We start from the raw sequence: 21,583 nt of genomic DNA, 5'->3' as shown, positions 1-21,583 counted from the left end.
ATAAACGCAAATAAGTGAAAATACTACGCAATTTATCGTATATTCATTATAAATTGTTAATAACAAAATTCATAAGCATTTGTAAATCAGTAACATATATATCTGTGTTTACAAAAATGTTAATAACTGTGTAAAGAAACTTTAATATTTAAAAAAAAAGGCTTTAGTTTGTATTAATCAATTTTAAAACTTTAAAGATTATGAAAAAATTATTTTTAGCTGCTTTTGCAGTCTTTGCTTTTGCGAGTGTTAATGCACAAGATTTTAACGCTAGTATCAGTGGTGCTTTACCAATAGGTGATGCCGGAGATGGTTGGACTTTTGGAGTAAACCTTGATGTTAACTATTTATGGGAAGTTTCTGATGATTTTCAAGCAGGTGTAACTGCAGGTGTAGCTCACTACTTTGGTGATGAAATCTCTGGATTTGAAATCGAGGACGCTACTTTTATTCCTATTGGTGCAGCAGGACGCTTCGCTGTATCTGAAGAGTTTACTTTAGGTGCTAATTTAGGCTATGGAATCGGTATTGCTCCTGATGGTAACGACGGTGGATTTTACTATTCGCCTAGAGTTCAGTATGGTGTAAGTGATTCATTAGATATCGTGTTCGCCTATACAGGTATAAGTATTGAAGGAGGATCATTTGATGCAATTTCTCTGGGAGTAGAGTTTGGATTGTAATCTATCTAAAATTATAGATAAAAAGGAGGCCATTTGGCCTCCTTTTTTTTACAGTTATTTTTAATAGATAAACTAATTGATAATTGAAATTTTAATAATATTTTGTTTACAAAATTGTTAATAGTTCAAATCAATTTTTTTAAAGATCTCTAAAAAATGCTTTACTTAGTATAAACTAATTTTTAAACCATAAAGTTATGAGAAGTTTATTTTTAGCTGCTTTTGCAGTATTTGCATTTTTAAATTTAAATGCACAAGGGGATGATGATCATGGCCCAATCCAAGAGGGTAAATGGCAGATTGAAATTAATACAGGTTCTTGGACAACAGGAAGCACTGCTTTTTCATTAACGTCTGTTGATGGTGAAACCATGTGGTCTGTGGGTGGTGAAGGTGGCTATTTTGTAGCTGATGATTTAGCTATTAAGGCAGGTTTAGGCTATTCCGATTTTGGAGATGATTTTTCATCATTTAGCTATAAAATTGGTGCAAAGTATTACATTAATAGTGAATTTCCGGTTGGCTTAGATTTCACCGGTACAAGTTTCAAGGACTTTGATGAAAATCCGTCATATGTTGGTATTGAAGGAGGTTATGCGTGGTTCATAACCCAAAAAGTAAGTGTTGAGCCTAAGCTACGCTATAATATATCTATGAACAGTGATTTTTATGACGATGCACTTCAGGTTTTAATCGGATTTGCAATTCATTTATAAACATTAGTGATAAAATAAAAGAGGCCATCTGGCCTCTTTTTTTATTTATGTGAATTTCGATTATTTACATTAAATATTAACATTCTGTTATATTTCAATTGTCGCCTAAATCTTACATTTGGTGTTCGAAAAATTAAACTGATATCAAAATGAAAAAAATTACTTTATCTGCAATTATGGCTTTTTTTAGTTTAATTGCTATTAACGCTCAAGATGACTCCACAGCTTCTGCAGACCAACAATTTGGTTTAAAGGCAGGATACTCTTCAATTATTTCTAAAGTCAAAGTTGATGGTGCTTCTGGTTCTGATAATGTTTCCGGTTTTTACATTGGTGCTTTCGCTGAAATAGAATTAGGTGATAAATTCTCTTTACAGCCAGAAATTACTTTTGCAAACTATAGTCAAGATGGCGAGAGCAGTAGCGTATTACTAATACCAATTCTTGCAAAATTTAAAGCAAACAATGAATTAGGGCTTTATGCAGGACCTCAATTAGATTACCTGCTTAATGAAGAAGATGCGGAAGGATTGAAAAGAGTAGGACTAGGATTAGCTATTGGTGCTTCGTATGATATTTCAGATGATGTTTTTATAGATACTAGATATACTTTTGGAATTTCTGATAGATTAGATGGGGATTTAGAAGGTTTTGAAGATTTTAATGTTAAGGCAAAATTTAATTATTTTCAGGTAGGCTTAGGATACAGATTCTAAACATTTATTAATTCAACATAAAAAAAAGGCAATAATTGCCTTTTTTTTATGCCAGAATTTTTACCACGTGATACCCTATATATTACTATAAATTTAGTTAATATAGAGTTTTGTAGCTTAATTTATATTTTCAGAAACATACTTAAACAATTGATAATTAAGCATATACATATATTTTGTTTATTAATTTGTTAATAACTCGTACTAAATCCCATAAGTTCTTCAAAAAAATCATTTATTTAGTAGTAACTAATTTAAAACCAAAAGATTATGAGAAATTTTTTAATGTTTACCGTATTATCGGTTTTTAGCTTTTCAATTATTTTTGCACAAACCAGCGAAGATAACGATAGTTTTACTACTGGTTGGGCAGAAGGAGATATTGCTTTAAGCGGATCCTTAAACTATTCGACTACATCTCAGGATGATGTAAAAGATTCTAGTTTTGGCGTTATGCCACAAATTGGCTACTTCTTCAATGAAAACTTGCAAGGTGGCTTAAGTTTAGGCTATATGTCTAATACTGCAGAGGCTAATGACATAGATATTTTTGACGAAAGTACCATTATGGCTGGTGCCTTTCTTAAATATTTCTGTATGCCAGAAAAAAGGTTTAGTCCATACGCTTCATTGGGCATTAATTATATGTCTACAGATGACGGATTAAATGATGTAAAGTTTAATGGTTTTGGTATTGGAGTAGGTTTAGGTGCAAATTTCTTCTTAAATGATGATTGGGCCCTAACTACTTCCGTTGGTGCTCTGTCTTACACTTCTGAAAAGGCAGATTTTGATGGTGCAGAAGCCAGAAACACTTTTGGACTAGATTTAGACTTCAAAAATATATGGTTTGGAGTTGTAAGAAGATTCTAGAACTATTAGAGTTTTATAAAAAGCAGCCAACTTGGCTGCTTTTTTTATTAGGTTTTTATACCTTTATCTTATGAAGAAACTTATAGTCATCAACGGTCCAAATCTCAATTTATTAGGCAAGAGAGAACCAGAAATATATGGCGACAAAACTTTTGAAGACTATTTAGGTACCTTACAGTCTAAGCACAATGACGTTAAGATTGACTACTATCAGTCTAATATTGAAGGTGAAATTATAGATAAGTTACAAGAGGTTGGGTTTAACTATGATGGTATTATATTAAATGCCGCTGCTTATACACATACTTCAGTAGGGATTGGCGATGCTGTAAAAGCTATTGAAGCACCAGTTGTAGAGGTTCATATTTCCAATACATTTTCAAGAGAAGAATTTAGACATCAGTCTTATATATCACCAAATGCAAAAGGAGTTATACTTGGTTTTGGCTTAAGAAGCTATGATTTGGCGATACAAAGTTTAATAGAATAAGGCATGAGAAGGATAACACTTGTTCTAGCTTTTCTTTTATCAGGCATTTCTGTAAATGCTCAAACTGATTTTGGCGTTAAAGGAGGACTGAATTTTACTTTTTTTAAAGTAACCGAAGGTAGTTTTGGTACTAATCCAAGCGAGGAGGTTGGCTTTTATGGTGGAGTATTTTTTGATGTTGAATTTGAGGATAAGCTCCACCTTCAACCAGAGTTACTCTATATTCACATACGGGATTTTCAATTTCTAAATGCACCAATTTATCTGGAGTATGATATTGACAAAAACTTTCACATACTTGTTGGGCCTAGTCTAAATTACTTTTTCGATTTCTTTTCTAACAAATTTAAAGTACGAGCTGATCTTGGCTTGGCCTACAACTTTACTGAAAACTTAGATATGCATATGAAATATACCTTAGGTTTTGAAGAACTTGCACCTAATATGGTATTTCTAGGCTTAGGTTATAAGCTGTAAAAATAAAGCGATTCAATTATTAGATGAATCGCTTTTTGTTTTTAAAATAAGAATTACCTCCCATTCGGAAGGATAGGAAGTACTTACAAATGAATCACTTCATCATAGGCATCAGCCACAGCTTCCATTACAGCTTCACTCATTGTTGGGTGAGGATGAACTGCTTTTAAAACTTCATGGCCTGTAGTTTCTAACTTACGACCTAAAACAGCTTCAGCAATCATGTCAGTTACACCAGCTCCAATCATATGGCAACCTAACCATTCTCCATATTTAGCATCAAAAATCACTTTTACAAAACCATCTTTATTTCCGCCTGCACTTGCTTTACCAGATGCTGAGAATGGAAACTTACCGATTTTTACATCAATACCTTGCTCTTTAGCTTGTGCTTCAGTTAATCCAACACTTGCAACTTCTGGAGAACAGTATGTACAACCAGGAATGTTGCCGTAATCTAATGGTTCAACGTGTTGTCCTGCTATTTTCTCTACGCATAAAATACCTTCTGCTGACGCTACGTGAGCTAACGCTTGCCCAGGAGTTACATCTCCAATGGCATAATAACCAGGTATATTGGTTTGGTAGTAATCATTAACTAAGATTTTGTCTCTATCTACCACAATACCCACATCCTCTAATCCTATATCTTCAATATTTGATTTTATACCTACAGCGGATAAAACAATATCTGCTTCTAGTACTTCTTCACCTTTTTTGGTCTTTACTGTAGCTTTAACACCACTACCAGAAGTATCTACAGAAGTAACCTCAGCAGAGGTCATTATTTTGATTCCAGATTTTTTAAAGCTACGCTCTAATTGTTTTGAGACTTCGTCATCTTCAACTGGAACAATTTTAGGCAAAAACTCAACGATGGTCACCTCTGTTCCCATAGAATTATAGAAATATGCAAATTCAACACCAATAGCACCTGAACCTACAACAATCATTTTCTTAGGTTGCTTGTCTAGTGTCATTGCTTGTCTATACCCAATAACCTTTTGGCCGTCTTGTGGTAAGCTTGGGAGTTCACGTGAACGCGCACCTGTAGCAATAATGATATGGTCTGCAGAATATTCTTTTCCATCTACCTCAACTTTTTTTCCTGGTTTTACTTTTCCGTAACCTTCAATGACATCAATCTTGTTCTTTTTCATTAAGAACTTAACACCATTACTCATACCATCTGCAACACCTCGACTACGTTTTACAACGGCATCAAAATCGTGCTCGGCATCCTTTACTTTTAAACCGTAGTCTTCAGCATGTTTAAGATATTCGAAAACCTGAGCAGATTTTAAAAGTGCTTTTGTTGGGATACAGCCCCAATTTAAACAAACACCTCCAAGACTTTCCTTTTCTACTACAGCAGTTTTAAATCCTAATTGAGATGCTCTAATCGCAGTTACATAGCCACCTGGACCACTTCCTAAAACTATAATATCGTATTTACTCATAAGTGATTTTATATTGAAAATGAGTAGCAAAAATATGAAAATCCCTTAACAATATTGAAATATAGAGATGTCAAATTTTATCATTTGAGCAAATGTTAATTTGGTTTCGGACAATCTAAAAGCTTTAATGAAAGTATTTTTACAATAATGTTATGCGATAAGTGATTAGTCCATAACATAAGCTAACATAATCACGCAACTAAATAACTTAAAAATTTAAAAAAATGAAAAAATTAATATTATTATTTGCAATAGGAGCTTTTACATTTTCAGTAACAAGCTGTAAAATTGATAAAGAAGAATCGGGCGAGATGCCAGAGTTGGATGTAGATGTAGATGCTGACGCAGGTGAATTGCCAGAGTACGATGTAGATTGGGCAAATGTGGACGTAGGAACCAATACAAGAACGGTAGAGATACCAAAAGTTGTGGTGGTAATGGAAGAGGAAGAAGTAGAAGTTCCATACATAGATGTTAATATGCCTGGTGAAGATAAAGAAGAAAGAACTCTAATGGTTGAGGCCGAAGTTTCTGGTAACAAGCACGATATAGAGATACAAGAAATAAGAGCAAGTAAAAATCGCTTATATGTAATCTCTAGATTGGAGAAATTGGATACTGATTTAGGTGATAAAACAGTTAGGGTTCAAGATCAGGTAGATATTAATGCGCCAGATTTGGATGTTAAGCATATCATTATTGGTAACAAGGTTGACAGAGTTTTTAATAATAATTATACTTATGTTAACTCCATGAATGATTTAGATGAGAGCATCAGAAACGCTGAAGTAATCTATAAAAGATAACATTTAAGTTAATCAAAACACCAAAACCCTTTCATTGATTTGAAAGGGTTTCTTATATTCAAGGATATTCCAATGCCTACAAATCATCTGTAAAATGTTGCTTGGCTTTATCTTTAGAGAACTTGTTTTTGTTATAATCCGATGATTTTCCTTTTGGTATTGAGAGCGATTTCCAGCTATCTCCTTTAATTAATTTACCGATAAAAACAATTTGCCCAATATGGTAGGCATAATGCGTCATTTGTCTGTTTATGGCTTCCGTGACTGTATGCCCTTGATTTCTAATATAGACTATACTGTCCAAATTCTTTTCTGTTAAAGGTTTGAGGGCATTGAATAAACAGTCCCAACCTTTATTCCAGTAGGTAGTTAGAGCTTCTCTGGTTTCAAAAGTATCAATAAACTCGTTATCCCGTTCTCGCCAAGTTTTTTCACCATCTTCGGTTAAAAAATTGGTCCATCGGCTTAGCATATTGCCTACAATGTGTTTGACTATAATGGCTATTGAATTAGAGTCGTCTTCAAATTCTGTTTTAAGTTCAACAAATGATAATTGCTCAAAAGTTTTATCGCCAAGACTTTTGTAATATTCAAATTGTTTTATGCAGCTTGTTAAATATGAATTTCCCATGCCTTTGGATTTATATCAATAAAAATAGTGCTATAAAACCACTAAAACTACGAATAGTCATATATAGATTTTATAACACTATTATATGATCTTGGATGCGAAATTTACTCTTCCGCTGGCACAAACTTTAATGCTACGCCATTGATGCAGTGACGTTTCCCAGTGGTTTCTTTCGGTCCATCATTAAACACATGGCCTAAGTGACCTCCACAAGTTGCACAATGCTCTTCAGTTCTTGCATAGCCTATATCATAGTCTGTAGAAAAAGCAACATTGCCTTCAATCTCTCTATCAAAACTTGGCCAACCAGTACCAGAGTCAAACTTATGTTCGCTTTCAAACAAAGGAGTATCACAAGCCGCACAATGATAAACACCTTCTTCGTAGTTTTTGTTTAGTGGACTGGAAAAAGGTCTTTCTGTACCAGCTTCACGTAGAACATAGTATTGCTTGTCCGTAAGTTGCTCCTTCCATTCTGCCTCTGTTTTAGTAACAGGGAAAGTTTCTTTTTCTTGTTTGTCTTTTTTTTGTGCTGAAGAATTGCAGCTAAAGAGTAAACTAAGGGTAAATAAAAACATTATCTTTTTCATAGTGTAAAATTACAATTTTTTAATTGTTTGTTTTGTCGTACACATAAATTAAAACTTACGAAATCGTTTTAGTATATTTAAGTTTACTAATTTTATAATATACAAGGTAAACTCACGTAATTTGCACTATGTTTGAGTTTTAAACCTTTAGAATGTTAACCTGAAACGAATCAATGAAAGCATTATTTCTAACTAGAGAATTTCCACCATATGTTTATGGAGGTGCAGGAGTGCATGTAGAATATTTAGCAAAAGAATTGTCCGAATTGATGCAGATAGAGGTAAGAGCTTTTGGAGATCAAGACACCAGTGAAGATAGTATAACTGTGAAAGGTTACCTTTTCGAGGATGGTATTTTTAAGAACAGTGATGAAAAGTTAAAATCAGTGTTTAAAACTTTAAGTACAGGTTTACACATGAATGCCGAAGCAATAGACGCAGATGTGGTGCATTGCCATACGTGGTATTCCCATTTTGCTGGTATTATGGCAAAGTTGTGTTATGGTACACCTCTGGTAGTAACTACACATTCTTTAGAGCCTTTACGACCATGGAAACGCGAGCAATTGGGAAGAGGCTATGATGCTTCATCTTGGATTGAAAAGACTGCTATTGAAATGGCAGACTGCCTTATCGCAGTTTCAGAAGAAACCAAGGAAGATGTCATCAAGCATTTTAATGTTGATGAAAAAAAAATAGAAGTGGTCTATAATGGTATAGATCTCAAAGAATATGTCGTTGTTAAAGAGACCAATGTTCTAGAAGCCTATGGGATAGATAAATCAAAACCTTATGTTCTGTTCGTTGGAAGAATTACCAGACAAAAGGGCATTGTTCATCTGGTGAACGCTATTAAATATATTGATCCTGATACACAAATAGTATTGTGCGCAGGAGCACCAGACACCAAGGAGATTGCTAAAGAAATGGAAGATGCCGTTGAGGAAGCTAGAAAAACCAGAGACAACATCTTTTGGATAAATAAAATGCTAGATAAAAAAGATGTAATTCAGTTATATTCTCATGCAGATGTGTTTTGTTGTCCGTCAATATATGAGCCATTTGGTATTATTAATATAGAAGCCATGGCATGTGAAACAGCTGTGGTCGCTAGTGCAGTAGGAGGAATAAAAGAAGTGGTCATACCAGAAGAAACCGGATTATTGATTAACTTAGAGCAACAAAATGTTGCGCCTTTTGAGCCTGTAAATTCTGATAAGTTTTCAAAAGATTTGGCGGCAGGCATCAATAGGTTAATCAACAACAAAGAGTTAAGAGATGCCATGGCAAAAAAAGGACGAAAAAGAGTAGAGGATTTTTTCGACTGGAAGGCAATAGCAAAACAAACGCAAACCATATACCAATCACTAATTAACAACTGATGATAAACAACAAAGTTATATCCATAATTTTAGGAGGAGGACAAGGTTCGAGATTATATCCATTAACGGAAAACAGGTCTAAACCTGCAGTACCAATTGCAGGAAAATATAGGTTAGTAGATATTCCGATATCTAACTGTATTAATTCGGATATTAAACGAATGTACGTTTTAACCCAGTTTAATTCGGCATCTTTAAACAAACATATTAAAAACACGTATCATTTTAGTTTTTTTAGTTCAGCATTTGTAGATGTTTTGGCAGCAGAGCAAACTATAAAAAGTGATAAATGGTTTCAAGGTACAGCAGATGCGGTTCGTCAGAGTATGCATCATGTTCTTAGACATGAATTTGATTATGTCCTAATTCTCTCTGGTGACCAACTATATCAGATGGATTTTAATGAAATGATAGAGGCTCATGAAGCGAGTGGTGCAGAAATATCCATTGCAACACAACCGGTAAATGCAAAAGACGCTACAGCGTTTGGTATTTTAAAGACCGACAACAAAAGCATTATAGAATCTTTCATAGAAAAGCCAGACGCATCAATTTTACCAGAGTGGACATCGCCTGTAAGTGATGAGATGAAAAAAGAAGGACGACATTATTTAGCTTCAATGGGAATTTATATCTTCAATAGAGATTTGCTGGTAAAGCTAATGGAAGAACCAGATACTGTGGATTTTGGTAAGGAAATTATTCCAAATGCTATTGAAAAACATAAAACATTAAGCTATCAATTTGAAGGCTATTGGACAGATATAGGAAATATTGATTCATTTTTCGAAGCCAATCTCGGTCTTACGGACGAGATACCAAAATTCAATTTATACGACAATGCAAAACGCATTTATACAAATGCCAGAATATTACCAACCTCTAAGATATCAGGAACTTTACTAGACAGAACAGTGATTTCAGAAGGATGTTTAATCCATGCTGCAAAGATTGAACGCTCCGTTATAGGCATACGTTCTAGAATAGGTGAAGAATCTACTGTAATCAATTGTTACATGATGGGCAATGATCATTACGAATCTTTGGAAGAGGTAGAAGAGAAGAAGATCAAAATATTTATGGGAATTGGTGAGCGTTGCTTTATTAAAAATGTCATCTTAGATAAAAATTGCAGAATAGGTGATGATGTACGGATTAATGGAGGCAGTCATCTCAAAGATTTAGAAACGGATAATTATTTAATAAAAGATGGTATTGTAGTGGTTAAAAAAGACGCTGTAATACCTCCAAAAACTATTATTCAATAGTATAAATCGAATTAATATTCAAATAGTTATCCAATTCAAACGTTATAGTGCTTACTTAACTCATATTGTCTTTTATATATTGAGAATGTATAGTACTTTCGTGGTATAATAACAATCAACCAAAACTATGCATAACCAAAAGCGAGTAGTTATAGATGCAGTTAAACCTCAAATAAACTGCGGAGAGTTTTTCATAAAACGTATTGTAAACGAAATTGTTAACGTAGACGCTCATGTCTTAGTAGATGGACATGATGTCATTGCAGCTTCTGTGCTTTATAAGCACGAAAAAGAACGCAAATGGAGTGAAGCAAGAATGCATCATACAGTAAATGATGAATGGAAAGCTTCATTTACCGTAGAGAAACAAGGATTTTATAGCTATAAGGTTGAAGGTTGGGTTGACTATGCGCTTAATTGGCAACATGGTACAGAACGAAAAATTGATGACAATCAACACGTTAAATCAGAGTTTCTAGAAGGGATAGAATATCTTAAACCGCTGTTGAAAAAAGCAACAGCAACAGAGAAGGAATACATACAACACTGTATTGATGTTTTTGGTGATGAAAATCAATACGACAAAGCAGTAACTGAAGCAAAAAGTGAAAGGCTTCATAAAATTTTCTATAAATATCCTGAAAAACAGTTAGTCAATACCTCAAAGGAACTTCAGATATATATAGATCGTAAAAAGGCTTTGTTCAGTACTTGGTATGAGTTTTTTCCGAGGTCATCGTCAGAAAAGGAAGGTGAACACGGTACATTTAAGGACTGTGAGCGTTTATTGCCAAGAGTAGCAGAGATGGGCTTTGATACATTGTATTTTCCACCAGTGCATCCTATTGGTGAGGTCAATAGAAAAGGAAAAAATAACACCACCGAAGCAAAAGATGGTGATGTTGGTTCTGCTTGGGGAATTGGCTCTAAGTATGGAGGTCATAAGGATATCCATCCGCAATTAGGTACAATAGAAGACTTTAAAAAACTTGTAAAAAAAGCAAAGGATCTCAATATAGAAATCGCTATGGATTATGCGTTGCAAGCTGCGCCAGACCATCCATGGGTAAAGGCACATCCAGACTGGTTTAAATGGAGACCAGACGGAACCGTGCAGTATGCTGAGAATCCTCCAAAAAAATATCAGGATATTCTGCCAATCTATTGGGAAAGCAAAGATTACAAGAATTTATGGCAAGAATGTTTAGATACCTTATTCTATTGGATAGACTGTGGAATCAATGTCTTTAGAGTAGATAACCCACATACCAAACCATATTATTTCTGGAATTGGGCGATTTCCGAAGTTAAAAAGAAACACCCAGATGTGTTGTTCTTGGCAGAAGCGTTCACTAAGCCAAAGGTGATGCAACAATTAGCTAAACAAGGTTACACGCAGTCTTACACGTATTTCACTTGGAGAAACACAAAACATGAGCTCATAGAGTACATGACGGAGTTAACCCAAACAGATCAACGTGAATATATGAGACCGAATTTTTGGCCTAATACACCAGATATAAACCCATATCATCTACAAGGTGCTAATGAGTCTAAATATATACAGCGATATGTTTTGGCAGCAACTTTAAGCTCTAATATAGGTATTTACGGTCCTGTTTTTGAGCAAATGATAGATGATGCCATTCCTGGTAAAGAGGAATACTACATGTCTGAAAAATTCGAGGTAAAACATTACAACTGGAATGTTGAGAATAAACTCACTACAATTATATCAAAAGTAAACGCAATTCGTCATCAACACGAGGCTTTGCAACAAACCAACAACATAAAGTTTTGCCATATTGAAAATGACAATTTAATTGCGTTTTATAAGTGGAATGATGCCAAAACCGACGAACTTCTCATTATTATTAGCTTGGAGCAGTATTATGCCCAACAAGGAAATGTTCAATTGCCATTACAAGAGCTTGGTGTTCAACATGGGCATCAAATAACTGTAAATGATTTAGTTACGGGAAGTAGCTATAATTGGCATAGCGAATGGAATTTTGTTGAGTTGCATCCCACCTTACCATTTCATATCTTTAAGATAAATAAATAGAAATGTCTTCGAGAAAACCTTTAGCTGTAGATGTTAAGACACCGTACAATTTTAATGTACCGTGGGAAGAATTGATGGAGAATGAGGATTTTGTAGAGGTTTTTTTATCCGATGTCTTAGAAAAATATATTGTTAAGCAGCGTTGGTATGGTGGTAAGTCGAGCAAACTAAAATACATAGAGCTTTCAGAATATTTTAGAATCCAGCAAAAGGAAGAAGTATATTACGGGCTGATTTTAGAAGTTAATTTTACCGAGGCGTTTTACCAACATTACTTTTTGCCAATAGCATTTGTAACCAACGAAGATTTTGCAAAAGATGATCGTATTCTCCCAATTAGTATTCAAGAACAGAAAGGATATATCATAGATGCTATAAATCTTGAAGCTTTTAGGCGCGTTGTTTTTGAGCGGATATTGACTGCTGTTCCTAATGATAGAACGAGAGTTCAATATAAAAAGAGTTCTTTGTTTGAAGATTGTGAGTACGAATCTTCGAGATTTATGGGTATGGAACAAAGTAACACCTCCATAATTTACAACGATAAATGTGTGCTTAAATTCTTTAGACGAATCTATGCAGATCGCAATCCAGATTATGAAATGAGCCGTTTCTTGTCTGAAAAGAAAGAATTTAAAAATACACCTGCATACTTGGGAAGTATGCAAATAAAAGATCAGGAAAACACTAACATCACTATTGCGTTAATGAACCAGTTGGTGCCCAATGAAGGTGATGCTTGGGACTATATGCTCAAAGAATTACATAGAATATTTAGCAATTTAGAATACAAAAGAATTCAAATAGATAAATTACCCAAAACAGATCGCTTCAAGCGTTTGGGTATTAGGGAAATTCCACCTCAAATAATAGATTGGGCAGGACTTAATGTGTTCAATAAAATCCAAAAACTAGCTAAGAGGACTGCAGAAATGCACATTGCACTAGGCTCTGAGTTTGAAGACACATCCTTTACTCCAGCACGTTTTAATGGTGATTATACCGTATGGTTAAAAAATAGATTGTTGTACCAGTTTCAAAATCGTTTAAATGCTGTAGAAAATAATATGCATAAGTTAGATGGATTGGCTTTGGAACTCGCTAATGAGTTTCTCGAAAAGAAAAACGACATTAGAAAACGATTTGTAAATTTTGATTGGACCAAATTAAAAGGCGAACGATTGCGAGTACATGGTGACTATCACTTGGGGCAAATACTGGTAAAGGATGAAGATTTTTATATTATAGATTTTGAAGGCGAACCAGAAAGCACCATTAGAGATAGGAAAGTGAAACAGCCGCCTTTAAAAGATGTTGCAGGTTTATTTAGGTCGTTTCATTATGCCATATATGCAACAATATTTAATAATCAAGAGAACTATAAACAAAGTCAAGACGAACTCTTTGAAGCAGGCGAGATTCTATATCAATATTTTATCGGCTTATTTTTAGGAACTTATGTTGTAGAGATTCAAAACGCAAATATTAATATAGGATATGAGCAAGAGCGCATATTTTTATTAAAATATTCATTATTAGAAAAAGCAGTTTACGAGTTGGGTTACGAGCTTAATTCGCGTCCATTATGGGCAGTCATTCCTTTAAAAGGAATTTCAAATATCATCAACCACTAATTTATGGCAGAAGTAATTGTACACAGTTTATTTACCGATTTTGATATTGATTTATTTAAATCAGGAAAGCATTACAGGCTTTATGAAAAATTCGGATCTCATATAACAACTGTAGATGGAGTAAAGGGAACCTACTTTGCCGTTTGGGCACCAAGTGCTAAAATGGTATCCGTTGTAGGTGATTTTAACTATTGGCTAGAAGGTGACCATAAACTCTCGGTAAGATGGGATGGAAGTGGTATTTGGGAAGGGTTTATCCCAGAAGTTGGTAAAGGCAACATTTATAAGTACAAAATCCATAGTCATCATAACGATATAAAAACTGAAAAAGCAGATCCGTATGCGAGAAGATGTGAGCATCCACCAAATACGGCTTCCATAGTTTGGGACGATAATTATAAATGGAAGGATTCTAAGTGGATGAAAAAGAGAAAGAACCACAATGCACTAGATGCTCCTTTCTCCGTTTACGAAGTTCATTTGGGTTCATGGAAAAAGCAAATTGAAGAAAATAGATTTCTTTCGTATAAAGAACTTGCTGATGAATTAGTGGCTTATGTAAAGGAAATGAACTTTACACACGTAGAATTAATGCCTGTAATGGAATATCCTTACGATCCATCTTGGGGCTATCAACTCACAGGTTATTTTGCGCCAACATCACGTTTTGGCTATCCAGAGGAATTCAAGTTATTGGTGGATAAACTACATCAAAACGATATCGGAATTATTTTAGATTGGGTACCATCACATTTTCCTGAAGATGCACATGGTCTTGGTTTCTTTGATGGTTCGGCCTTATATGAGCATCCTGACAAACGTAAAGGATATCACCCAGATTGGAAGAGTTTGATTTTTAATTACGGACGAAACGAGGTAAAGTCCTTTCTTATAAGTAATGCTATTTTTTGGCTAGATCAATATCATGCAGATGGGTTGCGAGTAGATGCTGTAGCTTCTATGCTGTTTTTAGATTACAGTAGGGAAGAAGGTGAGTGGGAGCCAAATATGTTTGGTGGTAGAGAAAATCTTGAAGCCATTTCATTTATGCGAGAAATGAACGAGGCTGTATATGGTGCTTTTCCAGATGTGCAGACCATTGCAGAAGAATCGACGTCATTTCCTATGGTGTCTAAGCCAACATCTTTAGGTGGACTGGGATTTGGAATGAAATGGATGATGGGATGGATGCACGATACCTTGCAGTATTTTGCAAAAGAACCCATTTACAGAAAGCATCATCAGAACGACTTAACATTTAGTATGACCTACGCATTTACGGAAAATTTTATGTTGCCTCTGAGTCATGATGAAGTGGTTTATGGGAAGCATTCTATTTTAGGTAGAATGCCAGGAGACGAATGGCAACGCTTTGCCAATTTAAGGTTGTTATATTCCTACATGTTTACGCATCCTGGTACAAATCTCTTGTTTCAAGGTTCAGAATTTGGTCAAAGTGAAGAATGGAATTTTCAGCAAAGTTTAGATTGGCATTTATTGCAATATGAACCTCATAAAGGGGTGCAAGCATTAATAAAGGATTTAAACACACTTTACAAAAACGAACCAGCACTTTACGAAAAACAATTTTCTGGTGACGGCTTTGAATGGATCGATTATAACGATTCAGAAAATTCAGTATTAGTTTACATTAGAAAAGGAAATGATGAAACCAATGATTTGGTCATAGCTTGTAATATGACACCTGTACCTAGGGGAAATTACAAAATGGGTGTTCCGAGAAAAGGAAAATTAAAAGAAATTTTTAATAGTGATCTTAAGAAATATTTCGGTTCGGGTGAGTATAAAAACAAAATACAATCCACTAATGCCAATCCATGGCAATTTAGAGACAATTCTGTTGAAATAGATATACCGCCTTTAGGTGCAGTTGTATTAAAATATTCAAAATAAAAAAACTGCATGATTCGTTTTATTGGGTTTTAAAGATTATCATTTTCATAAAATTAGTCATCGAAATCGATATAGTTAACAATTCATTATAAATACTAGTATTTACGCTTTCTCATGTTCTGATTTTTCCTTTTTTTTACATGCACAAATCCTCAAATTCGTACAATGATTGTAAATACAGAATTAGAACAAAAAGGAAATTTATTTCCATCTAAAATAATAGGCTTTGAAAAGGACGTTGATAAATTATATTTTACAACAGATAATGATGTTATTCTCCAATTAACAGTTTTACGAGATAGCCTTCTTAGGTTTAGATATACTACTGTTGGCAACTTTGATAACGATTTTTCCTATGCCATAACCAAGTACGCTAGTATTGGGTATAACCGATTAAAAATAGACGAAAACGAAGATTACTTTGTGGTTACAACGTCTAAGTTGCGTTGCGATATTTCTAAGGAAAGTCTCAGAGTATCTATTTATGATGTTAAGGACAATGTACTTATTAATCAAGATGAGATTGGATTTCATTGGGAAGAAAGTTATGAGTTCGGCGGAAACATCGTAAAAATGAGTAAAGTATCCAATGATGGCGAAAGCTACTACGGATTGGGTGATAAACCAAATCACTTAAATCTCAAAGGAAAGCGCTACACCAATTGGGTGACGGACTCATACGCTTACGGAAAAGATACCGATCCCATATATAAAGCCATTCCGTTTTACACTGGTTTGCACCATGGTAAGGCTTACGGAATATTCTTTGATAATTCGTTTAGGTCTTCATTCGATTTTGCGCAAGAGCGTAGAAATGTAACAAGTTTTTGGGCACAAGGAGGTGAGATGAATTATTATTTCTTTTATGGCCCTAAAATGACTGATGTTGTAGAAAGTTATACCGATTTAACAGGAAAACCTCACCATTTACCACCTATGTGGGCATTAGGTTTTCATCAATGCAAATGGAGCTATTATCCTGAAAGTAAGGTTAAAGAAATCACTTCTACATTTAGAAAACTAAAAATACCATGTGATGCTATTTACCTGGATATTGATTACATGGAGGGCTTCCGTTGTTTCACTTGGAACAAAGATTATTTTCCAGATCCTAAGAGAATGGTGTCAGAACTTAAAGAGCAAGGCTTTAAGACTGTCGCTATAATAGATCCAGGAATAAAAATTGATAAAGACTATTCCGTTTTCAAGGAAGGGTTAGAGAAAGATTATTTCTGTAAGCGTGCAGATGGAGCGTATATGAAAGGTAAAGTATGGCCTGGCGAATGTCATTTTCCTGATTTTACCAATGCTGAAGTAAGAGAATGGTGGTCTGGTTTATTTAAGGAATTAATAGAAGAAATTGGGATTAAAGGGGTTTGGAATGATATGAACGAGCCTGCTGTTATGGAAGTGCCAAACAAAACATTTCCAGATGATGTACGTCACGATTACGATGGAAATCCGTGTAGTCATAGAAAAGCACATAACATCTATGGAATGCAAATGGCAAGGGCAACATACCAAGGCTTAAAAAAATACTCTTACCCAAAACGACCATTTGTTATCACCAGAGCGGCATATTCAGGGACACAACGTTACACGTCCACATGGACAGGTGATAATATTGCAAATTGGGAACATTTATGGATAGCTAATATCCAGGCGCAGCGAATGTCCATGTCAGGTTTCGGTTTTGCTGGTAGTGATATTGGAGGATTTGCAGAACAACCTCAGGGAGAGTTGTTTACACGCTGGATTCAACTTGGGATTTTCCATCCGTTTTTTAGAGTTCATTCATCAGGAGATCATGGTGACCAAGAACCTTGGGCGTTCGATGAAGATGTAACGGACATTGTTAGAAAATTCATTGAAATCAGATATCAACTTCTGCCATATTTATATACTGCATTCTGGAACTACGTAGATCACGGTACACCATTACTTAAATCTCTGGTGCTTTATGATCAGGATGATGTTAATACCCACTATAGAACGGATGAGTTTGTTTTTGGTGAACAAATTTTGGCGTGCCCTGTTTTAGAGCCTAATGCTAAAGGAAGAAGAATGTATATCCCAAAAGGAAGGTGGTACAATTTCTGGGATGATGAAGTCGTAAAAGGTGGAAAAGAAATGTGGATTGATGCTGATATAGATAGCATGCCAATTTTTATAAAAGAGGGTGCCATAATTCCAAAATTTCCCATACAGCAATATGTTGGTGAAAAGGAAATTAAAGAGGTTACTTTAGATGTCTATTACAAAAAAGGTAAGGAGGAAAGTGAATTGTTTAGTGATGCCAATGATGGCTACGATTACACAAAAGGACGTTATAGCTTAAGGAATTTCACACTTACTGGTCGTAAAAATGAATTAATTATCAATCAATATAAAGAAGGAAAGTTCATTACGCCTTACGAAACATTCAAAATACAAATTCATGGTTTGCCTTTTGATATTTCTGAAATCCAGTTGGATAATGAAACTATTTCCCTTAACCATTTAAAGTCTAACGGTACGAGTTCCTTTGTAGTGGATAAGAATTTTTCTGAGTTACATATAAAAGGAAATCAGTCAAAATCTTAGTGACCTATAGTTTATTTTAGCGTCAAAATATAAACGAACTGTTTTTTGTATTTTAGTAACTCTATTTAAAACCATTAGCTATGAATTTGAAAAAAGCCATATTAACTTTAGTAATTACATTAGTAGTTGTCGCTTGTAAAACGAACCCCTTTACTGGTAAAAAAACTATAGCACTGGTCTCCAATGAGCAATTGTTCCCTTCTTCTTTTTCACAATATAACCAGGTTCTTAGTGAAAGTAAAGTGGTAACTGGCACCAAGGACGCAGAAATGATAAATAGAGTAGGTCAGCGTATTGCTGTAGCATCAGAACGATGGTTGAATGCAAATGGATATCAAGGCTATTTAGATGATTATAAATGGGAATATAAGCTTATTGATTCTGAGCAGGTAAATGCTTGGTGTATGCCAGGTGGAAAGATTGCATTTTATACAGGAATATTACCTATAGCTCAAAATGAAACTGGAGTTGCAGCCATTATGGGTCACGAGGTTGCTCATGCTCTAGCTAATCATGGTCAACAGCGAATGAGTACAGGTATACTGCAACAAGCTGGAGGAATTGCTGTAGCTGTCGCAGCAGGTAACGAAAGCCCAGAAAAACAACAAATGTGGATGCAAGCATACGGCATAGGAACAACAGTTGGGTTTGCATTGCCCTTTAGTAGAAGTCACGAAACAGAAGCAGACAAAATTGGCCTAATTCTTATGGCAATTGCAGGTTATAATCCTGAAGAAGCGCCAGAGTTATGGAAACGTATGAAAGCAAATAGTGGAGGTCAGTCTCCACCAGAATTCTTAAGTACACATCCACATCCAGACACCCGTATTAATACACTAAATGAATTAGTTCCTAATGCAAAAGCTGAGGCAAAAAAATATGGTGTCACAAATTTTAGACCTATAAATTAATATTAAGTTAATATAATTTAACTACTTTAGAAGCTGCTCAATAAGAGCGGCTTTTTTTATTAAACTATCTATGGGAGAACTTAAAAAAGGAAGTAAAAAACTTCTAAATGCATGGGCATTTTACGATTGGGCAAATTCTGTTTATACGCTTACAATAGCATCATCTATATTTCCGATTTTTTATTCAGCGCTATTTATTTCAGAAGTAAAAAAAGTTACTGCTTTTGGATACGAATTTAAGAGTACTGCCCTTATTACTTTTGTTACGGCCTTCACCTTCTTAGTTGTAGCGATTATATCTCCTATATTATCAGGTATTGCAGATTATGTTGGTAACAAGAAGAATTTTATGAAATTTTTCTGTTATGTAGGTTCAGCTGGGTGTATCGGTTTATATTGGTTTAGCATAGAGCCAGATAGAATTCATTTGAGCTTATTGTTTTACTTCATGGGACTTATAGGTTATTGGGGAAGTTTAGTGTATTACAACTCGTATTTACCAGATATTGCCTACGAAGAACAACAAGACAGTATAAGTGCCAAGGGCTTTAGTATGGGATACATAGGGAGTGTTTTATTGTTAGTTGTTAATTTGGCTATGGTTATGACTCAAGACACTGGCGAAGATAAAATGCAGATGATGCGTTATTCCTTTATAACAGTTGGTGTATGGTGGGCATTGTTTAGTCAATACACATTTTACATTCTTCCAAAAGGAACCTCTTCGGGCCATAGAGTTACCAAATCAGTTATTTTCAACGGTTTTAAAGAATTAAAGGGAGTTTGGAATCAACTGAAACAGAACTTAAGATTAAAACGTTACTTATATGCTTTTTTTGTATTCAGTATGGCAGTACAAACTATAATGTTAGTAGCTGTATATTTTGGTGAAGAAGAAATTGCATGGGGAAGTGACGAGGCTAAGACAACTGGCTTAATAGTAAGTATTTTGGTAATACAGCTCGTTGCGATATTAGGAGCCATATTAACATCAAGAGCTTCGGCAAAATTTGGAAACATACAAACTCTAATTGCAGTTAACTTTATTTGGATGTCACTTTGCTTTTATGCCTACTTTATGGAAACTCCACTTGAGTTTTACATAGCTGCTTCATTGGTTGGATTAGTAATGGGTGGAATTCAATCATTGGCAAGGTCAACATATTCTAAGTTTTTACCTGAAACTGAAGACACCACATCTTACTTTAGTTTTTTTGATGTAGCTGAAAAAATAGGCATAGTCATAGGGATGCTAATCTATGGCTTTATTGACCAGATAACCGGAAGCATGCGTAATTCCATTCTGTTTTTATTTGTGTTCTTTTTATTGGGAATTATCATGCTCTTTAGAGTACCTAAAGCGGAGATTCAAAATTAATGCTTAACTTTAGATGCTATGTTAAAGAAAATAAGTTTACAATATCTTTGTATTGTAATCCTGTTCCTTGTGGGTTGTCATAACGAACCTTACGAGGGAGAGATTATAATAGAAGACAATTCTTGCCTTTTGGCCATGCAGGCTACTGCAGATGCTGCCGTAAATTTTTCTTCTGCCACTGAAAATAATTACAGCGTTTTATGCCAAGTTTATAGAGGTGCTTTAGAGGATCAAATAGAATTTTGTGGTGATGAAGATAGTAGTTTACAAACGCTAGTTGACGCGCTAGGAACCTGCGTATTGGATGAAGATCTATGTGAAGAAGCTATAACTGCAACTGAAATAGCCCAAGAAGACTATGAAAATGCCACTGATGATACCCTTGAAGATTTGTGTAATGCCTACGTGGATGCATTGGAGTATCAAATTGAAGTCTGTGGAGATGATGGTACTTTACAAGCTATTATTGATGATATTGGTGATTGCGCACCTGTTTTTCTAGATCTTGTTGGTAATTGGAGGCTGATTTCATGGCTAAATGACCAAGGTATTGATATTGATAACGATGGAGAAGTCACCTTTGACTATTTAGAGGAAATTGACTGTTATGATAACGAAACCATTACTTTTAATGGTGATGGAACAGGTTTGTTTTTCTATAGATCTATAGCTGAAATAACCTACACACCTACAGGTCCCGAAGGTGAAGACTTCTATGTAGACTGTACTAACATAAGTGAAACTATATCTTTTACCTGGACACAAAACGGTAATACGGTGGCCATTACTTTCTCTGATGGTACTACGATAAACCATTTTAGAAATGCTGATAGCTTATTTGTTGTAGTAAATGATGGGTTTACAGCCACTAGTACAGTAGATGGTACATCAACCATTGTAGAACCTGTTACTTATGTCTATGAAAAATACTAATAAATTGTAGGGTTAATGGTTAAGGTCTAATTAGGAAAATCAGCTTCTGATAGTTTTTCTTTAAAATTAGTTT

General features: G+C 34.8%; 19 protein-coding genes. 16 read left to right on the top strand and 3 right to left on the bottom strand.

Annotation, left to right across the window (positions count from 1 at the left end):
- Positions 1-200: 200 nt before the first annotated feature.
- The 6 genes from F1003_RS03055 to F1003_RS03030 all read left to right on the top strand — a co-directional run bounded on the left by F1003_RS03055 (position 201) and on the right by F1003_RS03030 (position 3,955).
- Positions 201-683 (top strand): outer membrane beta-barrel protein, encoded by a 483-nt coding sequence (locus tag F1003_RS03055; RefSeq protein ID WP_155087745.1) that lies wholly within the window; start codon positions 201-203, stop codon positions 681-683.
- A gap of 197 nt (positions 684-880) precedes the next feature.
- Positions 881-1,399: a hypothetical protein gene (locus tag F1003_RS03050; protein WP_155087744.1), complete on the top strand. Its 519-nt coding sequence runs from the start codon at positions 881-883 to the stop codon at positions 1,397-1,399.
- A gap of 149 nt (positions 1,400-1,548) precedes the next feature.
- On the top strand, positions 1,549-2,115 hold the full coding sequence (locus tag F1003_RS03045; protein ID WP_155087743.1) for a porin family protein: 567 nt from the start codon (positions 1,549-1,551) through the stop codon (positions 2,113-2,115).
- 270 nt (positions 2,116-2,385) lie between these two features.
- The gene (locus F1003_RS03040) at positions 2,386-2,988 is read left to right on the top strand and encodes an OmpW family outer membrane protein (RefSeq protein ID WP_155087742.1); all 603 of its coding nucleotides are present in this window, start codon (positions 2,386-2,388) and stop codon (positions 2,986-2,988) included.
- Positions 2,989-3,058: 70 nt separating this feature from the next.
- On the top strand, positions 3,059-3,478 hold the full coding sequence (aroQ, locus tag F1003_RS03035) for a type II 3-dehydroquinate dehydratase (protein ID WP_155087741.1): 420 nt from the start codon (positions 3,059-3,061) through the stop codon (positions 3,476-3,478).
- 3 nt (positions 3,479-3,481) lie between these two features.
- Positions 3,482-3,955 (top strand): outer membrane beta-barrel protein, encoded by a 474-nt coding sequence (locus tag F1003_RS03030; RefSeq protein ID WP_155087740.1) that lies wholly within the window; start codon positions 3,482-3,484, stop codon positions 3,953-3,955.
- A gap of 83 nt (positions 3,956-4,038) precedes the next feature.
- Here the strand turns inward: F1003_RS03030 and lpdA are convergent, their stop codons facing one another.
- Complete coding sequence (gene lpdA / locus F1003_RS03025) at positions 4,039-5,415, bottom strand: dihydrolipoyl dehydrogenase (protein ID WP_155087739.1); 1,377 nt, start codon at positions 5,413-5,415, stop codon at positions 4,039-4,041.
- Between the two features lie 224 nt (positions 5,416-5,639).
- Here lpdA and F1003_RS03020 point away from each other — a divergent pair, with 224 nt between their 5' ends.
- Positions 5,640-6,221: a hypothetical protein gene (locus F1003_RS03020; protein WP_155087738.1), complete on the top strand. Its 582-nt coding sequence runs from the start codon at positions 5,640-5,642 to the stop codon at positions 6,219-6,221.
- Positions 6,222-6,297: 76 nt separating this feature from the next.
- Here F1003_RS03020 and F1003_RS03015 read toward each other — a convergent pair whose 3' ends face one another.
- Positions 6,298-6,852 (bottom strand): DUF1572 family protein, encoded by a 555-nt coding sequence (locus tag F1003_RS03015; protein ID WP_155087737.1) that lies wholly within the window; start codon positions 6,850-6,852, stop codon positions 6,298-6,300.
- Positions 6,853-6,956: 104 nt separating this feature from the next.
- Positions 6,957-7,442, bottom strand: a complete 486-nt coding sequence (msrB, locus tag F1003_RS03010; RefSeq protein ID WP_155087736.1) for a peptide-methionine (R)-S-oxide reductase MsrB — start codon at positions 7,440-7,442, stop codon at positions 6,957-6,959.
- Positions 7,443-7,615: 173 nt separating this feature from the next.
- On the opposite strand from msrB, the gene glgA reads away from it, so the two are divergent.
- From glgA to F1003_RS02965, 9 genes are all read left to right on the top strand, one after another.
- Complete coding sequence (glgA, locus tag F1003_RS03005; RefSeq protein ID WP_155087735.1) at positions 7,616-8,824, top strand: glycogen synthase; 1,209 nt, start codon at positions 7,616-7,618, stop codon at positions 8,822-8,824.
- The gene (locus F1003_RS03000; RefSeq protein ID WP_155087734.1) at positions 8,824-10,092 is read left to right on the top strand and encodes a glucose-1-phosphate adenylyltransferase; all 1,269 of its coding nucleotides are present in this window, start codon (positions 8,824-8,826) and stop codon (positions 10,090-10,092) included. The genes glgA and F1003_RS03000 overlap by 1 nt, the downstream gene beginning before the upstream one ends.
- Positions 10,093-10,219: 127 nt before the next feature.
- Positions 10,220-12,157 carry an alpha-1,4-glucan--maltose-1-phosphate maltosyltransferase gene (locus tag F1003_RS02995; RefSeq protein ID WP_155087733.1) on the top strand — a complete coding sequence of 646 codons (1,938 nt, stop codon included), beginning with the start codon at positions 10,220-10,222 and terminating at the stop codon, positions 12,155-12,157.
- Positions 12,158-12,159: 2 nt separating this feature from the next.
- Positions 12,160-13,791 (top strand): maltokinase N-terminal cap-like domain-containing protein, encoded by a 1,632-nt coding sequence (locus tag F1003_RS02990; RefSeq protein WP_155087732.1) that lies wholly within the window; start codon positions 12,160-12,162, stop codon positions 13,789-13,791.
- Between the two features lie 3 nt (positions 13,792-13,794).
- Positions 13,795-15,705 carry a 1,4-alpha-glucan branching protein GlgB gene (gene glgB / locus F1003_RS02985; protein WP_155087731.1) on the top strand — a complete coding sequence of 637 codons (1,911 nt, stop codon included), beginning with the start codon at positions 13,795-13,797 and terminating at the stop codon, positions 15,703-15,705.
- Positions 15,706-15,870: 165 nt separating this feature from the next.
- A complete protein-coding gene (locus F1003_RS02980) occupies positions 15,871-18,288 on the top strand; it encodes a glycoside hydrolase family 31 protein (RefSeq protein WP_155087730.1) in 2,418 nt (805 codons plus the stop codon).
- Between the two features lie 80 nt (positions 18,289-18,368).
- The gene (locus F1003_RS02975; RefSeq protein WP_202913874.1) at positions 18,369-19,199 is read left to right on the top strand and encodes a M48 family metallopeptidase; all 831 of its coding nucleotides are present in this window, start codon (positions 18,369-18,371) and stop codon (positions 19,197-19,199) included.
- A gap of 70 nt (positions 19,200-19,269) precedes the next feature.
- Positions 19,270-20,577: an MFS transporter gene (locus F1003_RS02970; protein ID WP_155087729.1), complete on the top strand. Its 1,308-nt coding sequence runs from the start codon at positions 19,270-19,272 to the stop codon at positions 20,575-20,577.
- Positions 20,578-20,595: 18 nt separating this feature from the next.
- Entirely contained in the window at positions 20,596-21,510 is a 915-nt protein-coding gene (locus F1003_RS02965) for a lipocalin family protein (RefSeq protein WP_155087728.1), read from the top strand.
- The last annotated feature ends 73 nt before the right edge of the window (positions 21,511-21,583 follow it).

The organism is Winogradskyella ouciana (genome assembly GCF_009709615.1).
Classification (GTDB): domain Bacteria; phylum Bacteroidota; class Bacteroidia; order Flavobacteriales; family Flavobacteriaceae; genus Winogradskyella; species Winogradskyella ouciana.
The sequence above is the reverse complement of the archived record's forward strand: the minus strand, read 5'-3'. Positions and strand labels throughout refer to the sequence as shown.

Excerpts from the sequence above, each read along its gene's own strand:
- F1003_RS03055 (WP_155087745.1), top strand. The coding sequence starts at position 201 with ATGAAAAAATTATTTTTAGCTGCTTTTGCAGTCTTTGCTTTTGCGAGT.
- F1003_RS03050 (WP_155087744.1), top strand. The coding sequence starts at position 881 with ATGAGAAGTTTATTTTTAGCTGCTTTTGCAGTATTTGCATTTTTAAAT.
- F1003_RS03045 (WP_155087743.1), top strand. The coding sequence starts at position 1,549 with ATGAAAAAAATTACTTTATCTGCAATTATGGCTTTTTTTAGTTTAATT.
- F1003_RS03040 (WP_155087742.1), top strand. The coding sequence starts at position 2,386 with ATGAGAAATTTTTTAATGTTTACCGTATTATCGGTTTTTAGCTTTTCA.
- aroQ (WP_155087741.1), top strand. The coding sequence starts at position 3,059 with ATGAAGAAACTTATAGTCATCAACGGTCCAAATCTCAATTTATTAGGC.
- F1003_RS03030 (WP_155087740.1), top strand. The coding sequence starts at position 3,482 with ATGAGAAGGATAACACTTGTTCTAGCTTTTCTTTTATCAGGCATTTCT.
- lpdA (WP_155087739.1), bottom strand. The coding sequence starts at position 5,415 with ATGAGTAAATACGATATTATAGTTTTAGGAAGTGGTCCAGGTGGCTAT.
- F1003_RS03020 (WP_155087738.1), top strand. The coding sequence starts at position 5,640 with ATGAAAAAATTAATATTATTATTTGCAATAGGAGCTTTTACATTTTCA.
- F1003_RS03015 (WP_155087737.1), bottom strand. The coding sequence starts at position 6,852 with ATGGGAAATTCATATTTAACAAGCTGCATAAAACAATTTGAATATTAC.
- msrB (WP_155087736.1), bottom strand. The coding sequence starts at position 7,442 with ATGAAAAAGATAATGTTTTTATTTACCCTTAGTTTACTCTTTAGCTGC.
- glgA (WP_155087735.1), top strand. The coding sequence starts at position 7,616 with ATGAAAGCATTATTTCTAACTAGAGAATTTCCACCATATGTTTATGGA.
- F1003_RS03000 (WP_155087734.1), top strand. The coding sequence starts at position 8,824 with ATGATAAACAACAAAGTTATATCCATAATTTTAGGAGGAGGACAAGGT.
- F1003_RS02995 (WP_155087733.1), top strand. The coding sequence starts at position 10,220 with ATGCATAACCAAAAGCGAGTAGTTATAGATGCAGTTAAACCTCAAATA.
- F1003_RS02990 (WP_155087732.1), top strand. The coding sequence starts at position 12,160 with ATGTCTTCGAGAAAACCTTTAGCTGTAGATGTTAAGACACCGTACAAT.
- glgB (WP_155087731.1), top strand. The coding sequence starts at position 13,795 with ATGGCAGAAGTAATTGTACACAGTTTATTTACCGATTTTGATATTGAT.
- F1003_RS02980 (WP_155087730.1), top strand. The coding sequence starts at position 15,871 with ATGATTGTAAATACAGAATTAGAACAAAAAGGAAATTTATTTCCATCT.
- F1003_RS02975 (WP_202913874.1), top strand. The coding sequence starts at position 18,369 with ATGAATTTGAAAAAAGCCATATTAACTTTAGTAATTACATTAGTAGTT.
- F1003_RS02970 (WP_155087729.1), top strand. The coding sequence starts at position 19,270 with ATGGGAGAACTTAAAAAAGGAAGTAAAAAACTTCTAAATGCATGGGCA.
- F1003_RS02965 (WP_155087728.1), top strand. The coding sequence starts at position 20,596 with ATGTTAAAGAAAATAAGTTTACAATATCTTTGTATTGTAATCCTGTTC.